Source organism: Bacillus sp. Au-Bac7 (assembly GCF_021341655.1).
In the GTDB taxonomy this organism is placed as follows: Bacteria; Bacillota; Bacilli; order Bacillales; family Cytobacillaceae; genus Niallia.
Map to the genome: position 1 here is coordinate 1 of NZ_JAJTTG010000009.1, position 14,114 is coordinate 14,114.

General features: G+C 40.1%; 14 protein-coding genes, 1 pseudogene and 1 other annotated feature. Of the genes and pseudogenes, 4 read left to right on the forward strand and 11 right to left on the reverse strand.

Features of this window, described 5'->3' with window-relative positions:
• Positions 1–11 precede the first annotated feature (11 nt).
• Positions 12–231: a binding site (T-box leader), on the reverse strand.
• A 71-nt stretch (positions 232–302) separates the two neighbouring features.
• Genes LXM54_RS20420 through LXM54_RS20430 form a run of 3 tightly spaced genes read right to left on the reverse strand, consistent with a single transcriptional unit; the run spans position 303 to position 1,988 of the window.
• Positions 303–1,202 (reverse strand): PhzF family phenazine biosynthesis isomerase, encoded by a 900-nt coding sequence (locus LXM54_RS20420; RefSeq protein ID WP_233317083.1) that lies wholly within the window; start codon positions 1,200–1,202, stop codon positions 303–305.
• Between the two features lie 25 nt (positions 1,203–1,227).
• The gene (locus tag LXM54_RS20425; protein WP_233317084.1) at positions 1,228–1,416 is read right to left on the reverse strand and encodes a hypothetical protein; all 189 of its coding nucleotides are present in this window, start codon (positions 1,414–1,416) and stop codon (positions 1,228–1,230) included.
• A 44-nt stretch (positions 1,417–1,460) separates the two neighbouring features.
• Positions 1,461–1,988, reverse strand: a complete 528-nt coding sequence (locus LXM54_RS20430) for a DUF5613 domain-containing protein (RefSeq protein WP_233317085.1) — start codon at positions 1,986–1,988, stop codon at positions 1,461–1,463.
• A 171-nt stretch (positions 1,989–2,159) separates the two neighbouring features.
• Between LXM54_RS20430 and LXM54_RS20435 the strand changes: the two genes are divergently transcribed.
• Positions 2,160–2,630, forward strand: coding sequence for a hypothetical protein (locus LXM54_RS20435; RefSeq protein ID WP_233317086.1), 471 nt, complete (start codon positions 2,160–2,162; stop codon positions 2,628–2,630).
• Between the two features lie 190 nt (positions 2,631–2,820).
• Here LXM54_RS20435 and LXM54_RS20440 read toward each other — a convergent pair whose 3' ends face one another.
• The 3 genes from LXM54_RS20440 to murQ form a co-directional block, all read right to left on the reverse strand.
• Entirely contained in the window at positions 2,821–3,840 is a 1,020-nt protein-coding gene (locus LXM54_RS20440; RefSeq protein ID WP_233317087.1) for a MupG family TIM beta-alpha barrel fold protein, read from the reverse strand.
• Positions 3,837–5,198, reverse strand: coding sequence for a PTS transporter subunit EIIC (locus tag LXM54_RS20445; protein ID WP_233317088.1), 1,362 nt, complete (start codon positions 5,196–5,198; stop codon positions 3,837–3,839). The genes LXM54_RS20440 and LXM54_RS20445 overlap by 4 nt, the downstream gene beginning before the upstream one ends.
• A gap of 120 nt (positions 5,199–5,318) precedes the next feature.
• The gene (gene murQ / locus LXM54_RS20450) at positions 5,319–6,236 is read right to left on the reverse strand and encodes an N-acetylmuramic acid 6-phosphate etherase (protein WP_233317089.1); all 918 of its coding nucleotides are present in this window, start codon (positions 6,234–6,236) and stop codon (positions 5,319–5,321) included.
• A 335-nt stretch (positions 6,237–6,571) separates the two neighbouring features.
• Between murQ and LXM54_RS20455 the strand changes: the two genes are divergently transcribed.
• Positions 6,572–7,816 (forward strand): MDR family MFS transporter, encoded by a 1,245-nt coding sequence (locus LXM54_RS20455; protein WP_233317090.1) that lies wholly within the window; start codon positions 6,572–6,574, stop codon positions 7,814–7,816.
• Between the two features lie 47 nt (positions 7,817–7,863).
• Here LXM54_RS20455 and LXM54_RS20460 read toward each other — a convergent pair whose 3' ends face one another.
• Positions 7,864–8,559, reverse strand: coding sequence for a glycosyltransferase domain-containing protein (locus LXM54_RS20460; protein WP_233317091.1), 696 nt, complete (start codon positions 8,557–8,559; stop codon positions 7,864–7,866).
• Positions 8,560–8,919: 360 nt separating this feature from the next.
• Between LXM54_RS20460 and LXM54_RS28560 the strand changes: the two are divergent.
• Both LXM54_RS28560 and LXM54_RS28565 read left to right on the forward strand, forming a co-directional pair.
• Positions 8,920–9,690, forward strand: a pseudogene (locus tag LXM54_RS28560) (MCP four helix bundle domain-containing protein); the annotation flags it as partial.
• A complete protein-coding gene (locus tag LXM54_RS28565) occupies positions 9,685–10,632 on the forward strand; it encodes a methyl-accepting chemotaxis protein (RefSeq protein WP_442780516.1) in 948 nt (315 codons plus the stop codon). The pseudogene LXM54_RS28560 and the gene LXM54_RS28565, both read left to right, overlap by 6 nt.
• A gap of 16 nt (positions 10,633–10,648) precedes the next feature.
• On the opposite strand, the gene LXM54_RS20470 is transcribed toward LXM54_RS28565, so the two are convergent.
• The 4 genes from LXM54_RS20470 to LXM54_RS20485 all read right to left on the reverse strand — a co-directional run bounded on the left by LXM54_RS20470 (position 10,649) and on the right by LXM54_RS20485 (position 14,082).
• A complete protein-coding gene (locus LXM54_RS20470) occupies positions 10,649–11,137 on the reverse strand; it encodes a methylated-DNA--[protein]-cysteine S-methyltransferase (RefSeq protein WP_233317093.1) in 489 nt (162 codons plus the stop codon).
• A gap of 23 nt (positions 11,138–11,160) precedes the next feature.
• Positions 11,161–11,832: an HAD family hydrolase gene (locus tag LXM54_RS20475; protein ID WP_233317094.1), complete on the reverse strand. Its 672-nt coding sequence runs from the start codon at positions 11,830–11,832 to the stop codon at positions 11,161–11,163.
• A 110-nt stretch (positions 11,833–11,942) separates the two neighbouring features.
• Entirely contained in the window at positions 11,943–13,058 is a 1,116-nt protein-coding gene (locus tag LXM54_RS20480; RefSeq protein ID WP_233317095.1) for a 5-methyltetrahydropteroyltriglutamate--homocysteine S-methyltransferase, read from the reverse strand.
• Positions 13,059–13,167: 109 nt separating this feature from the next.
• Positions 13,168–14,082, reverse strand: a complete 915-nt coding sequence (locus LXM54_RS20485; protein ID WP_233317096.1) for a LysR family transcriptional regulator — start codon at positions 14,080–14,082, stop codon at positions 13,168–13,170.
• Between the last annotated feature and the right edge of the window lie 32 nt (positions 14,083–14,114).

The window sequence follows — 14,114 nt, forward strand, 5'->3', positions numbered from 1 at the left end:
ACATCCCTCTAGCAAGGGACGAGCGTGCTTATACCCGTGGTTCCACCCAATTTCCCGCAAAAACTTTGCGGCTTATTGTGCTTTAACGCAGCATTGACGGCATTGGATACTATATTTCCCCAACACAGCTCAAAGGTGGTAAGATGTTAAAATCTGTTAGGAAGATTCCAGCTTGCACTTCCCTCTCTGTCAACTTTTTTAAACAACTCATGTCCTTATCTTCGCTTTAATAATTATTTAACATATTACCGTATATTCCCAAACGTTGCAATATCTATTTTATTTTTTCCAGCCCATTTTTTTTAATGACCAATATTTATTTCCATTTCATTCACATACACTGCTGTTCCTGTAACTTCTATGCCAAGTCCGTTATCTCTCTCTGACACCGTTACTAACACTGTGCCTGCACGGTTCATTTCCAAACCTTGCTCTATTATTAAATGCAATGGCTTTTTAGCCTGCTCTTTAATATAAGAAGCATAATAAGCACCCATCACTCCAGAGGCGGTGCCTGTGACAGGATCTTCCACTGTTTTAGAAAATGGCGAAGAAAAATGGCGGGCATGCATATCAGCGCCTTCCTGTTCTGTTTCGAGGCAAAAAGGATGCAAGGATGCCTTTGGATTCTCTGTCAAAATTTTCGGGAACAATTGATTGTCCGGCTTCATCTTCTTAAACGCAGATAAGCTCCTGATAGGGATAAGCAGTGTCCATATTCCTGTACTGCCGTACATAATTGGCAGCTCTTCCGATAAATCATCTTCTTTTAAACCAATTGCCAAGGCTAGCTCTTTCTGGGAACCTCGAAATTCCATAAACTTTGGCTGTGCTTGCTTCATCGTTATGTACATTCTTCCTGAATTATCTACCTTTAGTTTAATCGGTAGTATGCCAGCTTTGGTTTCTATTGTTAACTCCTCTTTCGGAGGCAATAATCTCTGTTCGTAAAGGCCGTATAAACAGGCGATCGTCCCATGTCCGCATAAATCCATTTCATGGCCAGGTGTGAAGTAATTTATCTTCAGGTCTGCTTTGTCAGAGCTGGCAATAAATGCTGTTTCATTAAATCCAACCTTAAAGGCAATCTCTTGCATTTCCGACTTACTGCATAAATCTCCTGTGAAAACCACTCCAGCAGGATTGCCTTTGTCCGGCATGGTGCTGAATGCATCATAATGAAAAACTTTAACTGATTTCACGCTGCTCATCCCCTTTGCAATATATTTAATCCTCTTCAAATACCTTCACTGTTTCATACTGAAAACTGACATATTCATAATTTTGCTTTTTATACATTTCCCTTGGTGTATCCTCACCATCTGCAAGCAGTATAACCGTCTTTTCGGGAAAGGACTCCATCACAAATTGCTGGAGATGTGCCGCGATTTGTTTTCGTTGAAATTCCGGCAGCACAAACAAACCATCAATCTCGACTGTTTGTTCTTTCAGGATTGCTACTAATCCCCAGCAGGCACTCCATTATAATAAGCGATAACCTGCCCAAAAGCAGAATCCTTAAAGTGACTCCGATTATTTTCCTGCTTCATTGACGCAAACGCACTCCCGAAGACAAGGTCTTGCTGATAGTTTAATGTTAAAAAATCCTCAAGCTGATTTGCTCCGACATGAGCAATTTCTATTTCTTTTTGCATCTCATATCCTGGAAAATCTCGCGGATTTATTTTATACAACTCCGTAAATCCAGTGTCATAGCCTTCACTAGAAAGATTAGTTAATAATGAATCATCTAGCTTTTCATTCGGCGGAAACACAAACTTTACATGTTTTTGCCCTCTTGCAACATGATATTCCTGTAGATATTTTTCTGTATCGCTGAATTCCTTCTTATTTGGCATTTCCTTAAATGCAATAAAATTACTGTCATAACGACTGAGCATCTTCGGATCATGATAATGGCGAAACCTAGCAGTATCAAGAACTACTTCTCCTTCTTTATGTATGTCCATATATGTTATTTCCTTCAAACTTCTGCACCTACCTCTAATATTCGCGCGATAAAATTATACAAATTCTGTAAAAAAATTAATATTTAAAATGCTATGTGTAATAATAAGAAACAGCGGCATTATGACAAGTTACTGTTTTTTCTATATACCAATTACCAATATACAAATAGGAAGCAGGCTGATCCTAAATTGAATAAAGTAACATTGGAAAGATTGTTATGGTCGATTGCTTTTCCTGGCTTTGGCCAGCTGTTAAATCACAAAATCTTAAAATCACTGCTTTTTATTTTGATGGAAATGGTCATTAACCGCCAATCCAATTTTAATCTTGCGATCATTTCCAGCTTCAATGGTCATTTTGATAAAGCAACGGAATATATTCACTTTCAATGGCTTATGTTTTATCCATGTCTGTATTTTTTTGCCATGTGGGATGCTGTAAGAGATACATATAAGGAAGGTTCTACTCCACCTTACGCCTTTCTTCCCTACGTATCATGTACGATTTTTGTAACCATCGGGCTGATTTATTCACAGAGATGGACCTTATTCGGCATCTTGATTGGACCGATATTTATGCCGATTCTCTGTGTCATACCCGGTTTAGCAGTTGGACTTGCTGCAAAAGCATGGCTGCTAAAAAACAGAAGCAATCATTAGGAAGAATGCTGCTGTCCAAGCTAAGCTGCATTCTTTTTTATTGAAAACTCCTGTAAGTTATTTCCTTACTGCTTTAGTTTATCATAAAATTAGCAATTATTACTCTATTAAAACATAAGAATAACCCTGTTAAAAATATAACAGGGCACAAGCTCACTATTATTTTGTTACATGTTGCTCTGTACTCGCTCTAGTATGACCCCAATACTTTCCACTCCAGCTGTTGACCTGGTTGAATATGTGACAGTAGCTCGAGATCCTCCTCGATAACCTGACCAATGACATTAACCCGTTCATCTGCAGGAAGATTTCGTAAGGCAATTTGAACTTCCCCTCGGTAGCGCCCATATAAGTCATTGTCCATTGTAATCATTCCCCGAAGCCGCTCCCCTGTATATTCAGGAGCTGCAGATTCATCATTCCTTGTATCCATTAAGCGCAGCACATCGCGGGCAAAATCGGGACGGATGCGATAAATTCCCCCTTGGAGAACGGAGGAATATATACGAAGTGGGAGGATGCGATCTGAATGAAATTTCATCAGCTTCGCTAAAAGTTCCTTACCTGATGCTGGATCTCCTATATACACATCATCTATTCCCACCTTCAACAGCTCAACTGCTGCTATAAAGGGATCTATATCACGATGGCTTTCCAGCGTTGGAAGCCCTTCAAAGATGGGGCCTCTTTTTTCCCCTACTCCTGGTATGAAGGCACATACTGGAATATTATATTGTTTAAATAAAGCGGTTTGCTTCTTGAAGAAGTTTTCATCTAAGCCAGTTTCACGGCGAGGATAAAAATTATGCCAAGCAATCAGCCTTTCACTCTCTAGTCCATTTGCAAGCAAACTTTTAAGCTCTATCCTTGAAATTGTACTTGCATTAAGGGCAATGTGGAATTGCTTTGACAGCTTAATAATCCTATGCGAATCAAAGTCGTCAAGTCGAATTCCTGCTATGCCAAGATCCCTTAATTGTTCTAAATTTGCTATTCCTATATGGCTGGGGGTTTTCAGAGACACATCTGCATAAACCTCGACTCCATTAGCTTTGGCTGTTGCAAGCAGTTTTTTTACCTTGCTAGCAAGATGCCCCTGTTCCTCAGGAAGATGCAATGAGGTGAATGCCTTTTTAACTCCTTGCATACTTGCTTCTATTAATCGTTGTTCAGCGAGAGGATCATTTAAATAAAAGGAAATCCCAATCATTCGAATTCACTCGCCATTTCATCCTTAAATCCAAATAAAAATGTGAAAGCAAACCCTGCTGCATAAGCAATGATTAACCCGGCCAAGTATAGTAAAATCTGTTCGGCATGAACTAGAAAGGAAAGCGGTAATCCGGAAACGCCGACAGCAATGGTAGCAACTTTAAAATAAGCTTGAAATGCGCCGCCTATTCCTGCTCCAAGGCAAGCTGTCAAAAATGGCCTGCCAAGGGGAAGTGTCACCCCGAAAATCAACGGCTCCCCGATACCGAGCAAACCGGACGGCAAGGAACCGCCAATCGCTCGTTTTAAGCGTGTTTTTTTCGTTTTTAAATAGATGGCAAATGCTGCACCTACCTGGCCTGCTCCGCCCATTGCTAAAATCGGCAGCAGAGGATCATCCCCAATTGCATTTATTAGTTCAAGATGAACAGGAGTTAACCCTTGGTGCAAGCCTGTTACAACTAACGGCAAAAATGCAGCTCCTAACACAAAGCCGGCTACAACTCCGCCCATATCCAAAACAGCGAGCAAGCCTTTTGTAATTCCATCTGAGATAATGCCCCCGATTGGCATGAACACGAGATAGGTGATAATTCCTGTTATTAATAAAGCTACTGTTGGAGTTATGATAATATCAAGGGACTGCGGCACAAAGCGGCGGACATGTTTTTCGACAATGGCAATGAAGATGGCTGCAAACAAAACACCAATTAATCCGCCCCGTCCAGGCAGCAGTTCTTCTCCAAAAAGAGTTATTCCAGCGACAGACGGATTAATGATTAAAATGCCGGCAACTCCCCCTAATGCAGGTGAACCGCCAAATTCCTTCGCTGCATTTATGCCGACTAAAATGCCTAGATAGGTAAATAAGCCGCCTCCGATCACTGTTAATATCAGCGCAAATTGCGACTCTGCCGCAAGCCAGCCGCCTTGTACAACAGCTTTCGTAATTCCTGTAATTAATCCTGATGCTACAAGGGCGGGGATTAGCGGAATGAAAATATTGGCGATTTTTCGTAAGAACAGTTTGACAGGAGTAGCGTTTTTCGCTTTTAACTCTGACTTTTTCTGTGCTGCTAGCTCTTCTAGATTTACTTCGCCTGATGAGGATAGAAGCTTTCCAAATGCTTCAGTAACCTTATTAACTTTCCCAGGTCCTATAATGATTTGCAGTGTCTCATCCTCAACCAGCCCTAATACACCAGCGATTTTTTTTATTGCTTCTTTATCTACAACAGCAAAATTAACAGGCGTTACACGCAGGCGAGTCATACAGTGTGTATAAGCTGCTATATTAGCAGGACCGCCCAGCTGTTCTAAGATTTTTTGCGCTAAAACATGATTTTCCCCGGACATTTTAGTTCCCCCTCTTTATTCTCATTTGAAACAACTAAAAATGAAACCGCTTTAATTTTCTCGTATAAGAAGACAGCCTTGTTGCCGTCTCAATATTATTCACTCGGTAGCGTAGTTGTGCTATTCTTCCTTGCCACCTGCTAAGTTAACCGCTTTTCTTACATAACCGCCCGCTGTGCCGAGAAGTTCCTTCGCTTCTTTGTATTCTTTATTCGTTTTTAGCATCACAATTGCCGTTTTCACTTCGTTTTGGGCGTTTTCCAGTGCCTCTTTAGCATGATCATAGCTTGCCCCTGTAGTTTTACAGATGATGTTAATTGCTCTTTCTTTTAATTTATAATTGCTCACATGCACATCTACCATTAAGTTTTCATAGGCTTTCCCAAGCTGAATCATTGTAGCTGTTGAAATCATATTCAATATCATCTTTTGTGCGGTTGCTGCTTTTAGTCTTGTCGAACCAGTGAGCACTTCCGGCCCTACGACCACTTCTATACTGTGGTCAGCAGCCTCGCTGATAACGGACTGATTATTGCATGAGAGCGCGATTGCTTTCGCTCCAACACTTCGCGCAAACAAGAGCGCACCTGTTACATATGGAGTACGTCCGCTCGCAGCAATTCCAATCACTGTATCATAGGCTGTTAAGCTAATATCTTTTAAATCTTGTGCTCCAAGCTCCTCTTTGTCCTCTGCTCCTTCAACAGCAGTGACAAATGCCTTTTCCCCTCCGGCTATTATCCCTTGAACTAACCCTGGGGCAGTACTGAAAGTCGGCGGGCATTCGACTGCATCCAAAACACCAAGTCGACCACTTGTGCCGGCCCCAATATAAATAAGGCGGCCGCCATTCTTAATAGACTCACAGGCAAATTGAACAGCCTTTTCAACATCTGGAAGCACTTGCTGTACTGCGAGGGCAACCTTTTGATCCTCTTCGTTCATAAGCTTCAAGATATCTATCGTCTTTGCTGTGTCTATATGCATTGTTTGATCATTTCGAGATTCTGTAGTTAGTAACTTGAGCTTCTGATCCATACGTTAGTCCTCCATTCTTGGTTACCATTTTATTATAGGATTATTGAAACTTAATTTCAATAATTAATTTAATTTTATAAAACATTAGTTCAATTTATGTCATAAAAAAAAGAAACTAGCATAGATGGCTAGTTTCTTATGTTCATTTGGAAAGTACCGTACAGCTAAATGAAGCATATGTTCGATTTTTATCGCACTTAAACGAAGAGATGAAGATTCTAAATTTTCATACTATTATTATAAAATAAATCAAAATATAAGTCTATATTTAATTTTTTTATTATTTTAGGATAAATATACCGGCCGGAAACTAAATAAAAGGAAAAGGTAATGAAATGAACATAACTGTATGGAATGCCAATTTAAAAATACGGCTTTTTGGAGAAGCTCTTTTCAACTTATTGTACTGGATGTATTTTCCCTTTATCGCTGTTTACTTCAGCAGCGCACTTGGCAGTCAGTTAGCAGGGTTGCTTATGACAGTTCCTCCCCTTACAGCAATTGCATTCAGCATGATTGGCGGTGATTTAGCCGACCGTTTTGGGAGAAAGCCTGTAATGCTTACAGGGTGCTGCTTAAAAGCGCTCATGTTTGCTGTTTTTGCCTTATCCTCCTCCCACTGGCTAGACTATCTTTGTTTTATTGGCATCGGAATCGGCGGGGCAATTTATAGTCCTGCAAGTGATGCCATGGTAGCGGATTTGACTACACAGAAGAATAGGCGTCAAGTATTTGCTGTCTTTATCACAGCTAACAATATTGGAGCTGTATTAGGACCTGCAATCGGGGCAACCCTTTTTTTCCAGTACAGAACAGAATTACTATGGGCCTGTATGCTCATTATGGCCATCTACAGTGTTGCCATCTTTTATGCCATAAAAGAAACTGTGCCGGCAGCTGCAAATAGTCATCAAGGTTCTCGAGGTATTTGGAATACATTCCTTAACCAGTGGAAAGCATACAGGACCTTACTCTCTGACAAAGTATTTGTGCTTTATATTGCAGCAGGAGTTTTTGCGATTATAGCTATTATGCAGCTTGATCTTTATTTAGCAATTTATGTGACAGAGTTTGTGCACCTCCAAACGGTGTTGTCAGTCAATGACTGGTCCTTTACACTGTCTGGCACAGAAGCCTTCGGCTGGATGCTCGGCTTAAACGGGCTGATGTTTGTACTCTTTGTTCTTCCATCTGCCAAATGGCTTAAAGATTGGAAAGACCGCGATATTTTTATGCTTTCCTCTTTTTTAGCAGGCATTGGAATGTTCGCCGTCGGGCTGACAACAAATATTTGGCTTTTAATGCTGTTTACCGTTATCTTTACCTTCGGAGAAATTATTCGCTCTCCTGTGATGAATAATTTTGTGAGTGAATATGCACCCCAAGAATCGCGCGGCTTATATATGGGAGCCTCTAAATTGCAATTTACCATTGGCAGGTTCTTAGCTCCCTTTGCTGTAATTGTTGCAGACTGGATGATGCCTATCCTTGTGTTCGGTTTAATCTTTCTCTCAGCACTTGTTAGTGTGTTCCTTTACTTCTATGTATTCAAGCTCATATCGAAAAAGCTGCCCGCTTAAAGCAATAAAAAGGGAGGCATATCCATGCCTCCCTTAAAAATTACCTATTAAACTAGTTCAGGCAGCTCCATTTCCAGCACAGCTGCTGTGTGAACATGGCGGAAATATTTACTGTTTCCTCTGCTGTCTCCTTGCAAATATCCATAAAAGAATCCTGATACCCATGCTGCATAATTGAAGCTAAGCTGGTCTGCTCTGCTGAAATTCTTCACCAGCTTCCACCACTGCTCCATTAATTGCATCACGTCAGGAGAATGTGTTTTTCGAAGGATTACACTGCTTTCAATCAAGCCGTTATGTTTAGGGTAATACTCCTCTTTATATTTCGCCAGCTGATCCCTGATAATTTCTTCATTGTCGCACCCTTGCTTTATACACTCGTTCGCTTCCTCATAAATGCAGTCTCTTAGTGGATGCTTAAAGGTATACAGCGGTCTGTCGCCTAGCAGAAAGTACTGCTCAATCAGCTCATCGATATCTCCAGTTATCTCCATACTCCCATCTACCCAAATACTGAATTCATATTCAGGCAAAAAGAAATGCGGCATGATTTTAACCTGCCGGCACTGCCTTTCAATATCCAAGTCGCTTGGAGGAAGAGGCCTTATTTGCCATGTAGATGAAATAAGTGCTGGATCATCTGTAAAGCATATATAGTCACACTGATTAGATTTAATTGCCGGCTCCTTTAATTCGTCATCGCCTTTCGTTATCGCTGTATAGATTACCACCCTTTTTTTCATTTGCCTTCTCCTTCCCTTTCTACTAAAAACAACGAAAAATTTCTCAATATTCAATTAATCACTTATTATAGCATAATTGATTTTTTTGCACTATTATGTAGCCTTTTTATTCCAGAATCTTTTTTTCATACTGATTCTAGTAATTAACCGTTTATTCACAGAGCGAAACTTCTTTTTTATTTTTCAAATTCCTCCAGTTTTTCACCCCTTACAAGTATTTATTCAAGAAGAAGGAACTCCATGCATGGACAATTGCCTTAAGGAAAAAAGAGGAAAAATTACACCTCTATATTTTAATTTAACTCTGTCGATATATGTATTAGCTTCAGGAATTTATCTTACTTAAAAGGAGAATATACATTGAAACTGCTTAAGAACTTATCTATTACAAAGAAGCTGTTCATTATCATCTTAGTAAGTGCTCTTGCACTCGGATCAGTCGGCTTTTTAGGATTAAATTATATCCGTGTCATGGCAAAGGACACAGAGATTATGTACAAGGAGAATTTACTGCCAGTAACAGACATGCTGCAGATCAGGATAAATACAAGGGCGAGCAGCGCATATACATTAGAATTGCTGCTGACGACTGACGAAAGCAAAAATAAAGAATTGCACGAGGAAATTACTTCTGCTTGGGAAGAAATTGATGCACTTGTTGCGGAAATTGAGAGCGGAAACTTAATGTCTGATGAACAAAAACTGCTCGAGCAGTTTAAAGAACAAGTCACTGCATTATCTGCCGCAAGAGATAAGGTTGTCGAATTGGCCCTTGCCAACAAAAATGAAGAAGGCTATGACCTTTACTTAAAAGAAGTAGAACCAAACAGAGCGAAGGTTAATAATACGCTTAAAGAACTTGCAAACACAAAAACACAGTATGCAGAAAATATTTACAGCAAAAGCAAAGATAGCTTAAAAACGGTTACGATTTTTGTTGCTGCAGTCATCATTGTCGGCTTACTGCTGCTAATCGGATTAAGTATTCTGATTGGACGAATGATTATCAATCCTGTGAAGGAAGTAAAAGAGCTTCTTTCTCTTGCTGAAAACGGAGATTTCACAGTAAAAGGCAGTTATCAATCACGTGATGAGATTGGTCAGCTGTCAGAGTCCTTTAATCATATGACATCAAAGCTGCAATCTGTATTCAGCACTGTATATGATTCTTCTCAGCAGGTTGCAGCCGCTTCAGAGGAATTAAGTGCTAGCGCGGAGGAAAACAGCAAAGCAAGCGAGCATATAACTCTTACTGTACAAGAGCTTTCCGCTGGAACAGACAAACAAGTAGATAAGGTGGAAGACAGTGCACATATTATCAGTGACATAACAGCTTATACGAAAACAATTGCTGATAACACGGAAAAAATAACAAAAGATGTTCTGCACGCATCTCAAGTGTCTACTGAAGGAAACGAAGCAATTGCAGAAGTTAACACACAAATGAATTCTATTTATGCAAATGTTAACAGCTTATCAGAAGCTGTCAGAAGCTTGAAGGAACGTTCAAATGAAATTGGAGAAATCACAAATGTTATCACTGGCATTTCAGCGCAAACAAATCTGTTGGCATTAAACGCTGCCATTGAGGCGGCTAGAGCTGGTGAGCACGGCAAAGGCTTCGCTGTTGTCGCAGATGAAGTCAGAAAGCTTGCAGAGGAATCAACTAATTCAACAGAACAAATTTCAAAATTGATTCAATTAATTCAAAAGGATACTGAGCATACATTGGAAACAATGGAAAGAGCATCTCACGAGGTTCATTCAGGACTGAATGTTGTTCATTCTGCCGGCACCTCTTTCCAAAAAATCGAAACTGCCGTAAATAGTGTTGTATCCCAAATTGAAGATATATCAGAAGCCTTGAATAAGCTTGCAAAAGGAACCGAAACTGTCCATGCATCGATATTTGATGTAAGTGGTGTCGCGAAAGATTCAGCTGCCATCACCCAAAATATCTCTGCTGCTACACAGGAACAGCTTGCTTCTATGGAAGAAATCACTTCTTCGTCCCAGGCACTTGCTCTTTTAGCAGATGATCTGCAAACAATCATTAAGCAGTTTAAAATATAAAAAACATGTCCCGAGCTTATTGCTTCGGGACATGTTTTTTATTTTCATGGTCAAGCAGCCATTCCTTCCTCCATAACCCACCTGCATATCCGGTTAAACTTCCGTTGCTGCCGATAATCCGGTGACAAGGGATAACAATACATAGCTTATTTCTGCCATTTGCACTGCCGACAGCCCTGATTGCTTTTTCATTGCCGATACTGACGGCAATTTCTTTATAGGAACCCGTATTTCCGTAGGAAATGTCCATTAATGCTGTCCACACATTTTTTTGAAAATTAGTTCCCTCTATAATGTAGGGAAAACTAAATGTTTCAAGCTCGCCATTAAAATACTGATCAAGCTGCTCATAGCAGTCTGTTAATGGTTTCGGTATGTCCTCTGTCAGCGGATATTGCAAGCTGTCTCTTTCTGTAAACAAAACAGAATATACTCCAGCCTTTGTACCTGTTATTTCGATAAGGCCGATTGGCGATTGATAGTCGATAATAAACCTTTCATTCATATAATTGCCTCCCAACAACTATTCTAGGAATTATTTTTTAAATCATGAAGTAAGTTTGGGATCTCACCTAAATCCGTCACTGTATAATCAGCAATTCCCCCGCTCCACTGCGCATTTTCTTTCCATACACTCACCATGCCAACATGACTAGCTGCAGCAATATCATTTTGCGGATGATCACCGACGAATATACTTTGATTAGGAACTGTATCCATTCTTTGCAGTGCACGCAAAAAAATGGCAGGATCAGGTTTTCTTACACCTTCCCATTCTGATATCAATATAGCATCAAAATAGCCTCTTATACGTAATGCCTCTATATTTCCCATTTGGAACTTACCAAATCCGTTTGTAATTATTCCAAGTCTATACCCTGCTGCTGCCAGCTCTTCCAGCATTTCTTTTACATTAGGAAAAGGAACACAGCTGTAGGAAAACTCATCTAAATAGTCTTGCAGCAGTTCCTGTGAGGTAATGCCAGTCAGGCAAAATTCTTCAACAAGCTGCCTGTATACTTTATCTTTCCACACATACCCTTTCGCATCCAATACGATGAATCTATTAATATACGTATCTTTCGGTATATGTCCTGTCCACTTTTTCAATCTTTCATATTGCCGGTCAGCAAAGCGAAGGACTGATTCGTCTCTATTCAATAAAGTTCCGTCTAAATCAAACAAAACAGCTTTTATCATGAAGCATTTAGCTCCTTCCTTTTCTTCCATTATAGACTACTGCTTTATCCTATTGTAAAACAATAAAAAACTGGCTGAATTAATTTCAACCAGTTTTTTTGTATTAACTATTACTTCCACACGTCTTTAGAAATTTCCACAACATGGCGCAGTTTGTCCCATTGCTGCTCTTCTGTAAGCAGGTTGCCTTCCTCTGTTGAAGCAAAGCCGCACTGCGGGCTTAAAGCTAATTGATTTAAGTCAACATATTGAGACGCTTCCTCAATTCGGCGCTTAATGACATCCTTGCTTTCTAGTTCGCCAAATTTAGATGTAATCAATCCTAATACAATGTTTAAGTCAGGTCTGTTCACATAGCGAAGCGGTTCAAATCCTCCAGAACGGTCATTGTCGTATTCAAGGAAGAATCCATCGATATTCAGATGGCCGAACAATTTTTCTGCAACCGGCTCATAGCCTCCAGAAGAAATCCATGTGGAACGGAAATTCCCGCGGCAAATATGCATAGTCACTTTAAAATCATCTGGACGGTCAGAAACTGCTGCATTTAATGTTTCTAAATATTTTCTGCTTAAATAGTCAGGATCCAATCCTTTTGCGCGAAGCTGTTCCTTCTGTTCTTCTGAGCATAGATAAGCCCATGATGTATCATCAAGCTGTATGTAACGGCAGCCGGCATCATAAAATGCTTGCAGTCCTTTTTTATAAGTTTGCGCAAGATCTGCAAAAAACTCATCCTGGTCCGGATAGACAGCACTGTCCACCTCACCGCGGAAATGCAGCATGCTTGGACTAGGGATTGTCATTTTTGCTGTATGATCACCTGCTGCTTGCTGCAAGAATTTAAAATCCTCCAAAAATGGATGTTTGTCAAACCCAAGCTTGCTAGTAACTTTAATAGAACGTGATTTTGTTTGTTTCTGTTTAAATTGAATGCCTGATCCTGCTTGATAGCCTGTCACGCCTTGAAGGTCCTCAAGGAAATCGAAATGCCACCATGCTCTGCGGAATTCACCGTCTGTTACAGCTTGCAAGCCAACTTCCTTTTGCTTTTCCACAATTCTTGCAATCTCTGTATCTTCTATTTCTCTTAATTGCTCAGCTGTAATTTCATCAGCAGCTCTTTGGAGACGAGCCTGCTTGATTGCCTCCGATCTAAGTAAGCTTCCTACTTGATCTGCACGAAATGGTGCTTTTTTCTGTGTTGATTTATCAATCGTTTGCATGTACTTTCCCTCTTTTCCCTTTGTCCTCATTATTGTCTGTATATTAGCATAATTAAAAGGGTATAGAGTAACTGATAAAAGTAATCGTCCGTTATAACTAAAAGCTATATCACTTATTCGCATAAAAATCTACGAATGTTTTAAGCTCCTCTAAATAAAGATTAGCAATCCGGCTAAGTCTCGTTTTTTTATGAACAATCCATCCGACAGAAATTGTTTCCTCCTCAGCAAGGGGAACCGATACAATATCAGATCCATTTAAATCAGAGCTTAATATACCAGTAGAAATCGTATATCCGTTTAAGCCAATCAGCAAGTTAAACAATGTCGCTCTGTCACTCACCTGTATCGATTTCTTTCTTGGAATCGTGCTGAATATTTCCTCCGCATAATAAAAGGAATTGAACTCTCCCTGTTCAAAGGACAGACGAGGAAATGCTTCTAAATCCCCGAGCGTTACAGATGACTTTTTCGCAAGAGGATTTTGGGCACTCACAAAAATATGGGGCCCTGCCTCAAAAAGAGAATGGAAATCAAGCCCTTCCTGTTCTAGCATTTGCAGCATGACCTTTTCATTAAAGGAGCTTACATACAGAATGCCAATTTCACTGCGGAAGTTTTTAACATCCTCAATAATTTCATATGTCCGCGTTTCTCTCAACGTAAATTGATATTCATCTGCACCATGTTTTTTAATCATTTCGACAAATGCATTGACAGCAAATGCATAATGCTGTGTGGAAACAGAGAACAGCTGCTGAGAAGGTGCGCTGTTAAAATATCTGCGCTCTAACAGCTCCGACTGCTCCACTACTTGACGGGCATAACCGAGAAACTCAGCCCCGTTTTTTGATAAGGTTATTCCTTTTGAGGTCCGCAGAAAAATCTCAAAACCGAGCTCCTTTTCCAGCTCCTTAACTGCCTTTGACAAACTCGGCTGTGACATGTATAAACGTCTTGCCGCTTCATTTATTGAACCGCACAGTACAATTTCCACCACATATTTCAATTGCTGGAGTGTCATGAAAAGTTCCTCCCTTTATGTCTTATCTAGAA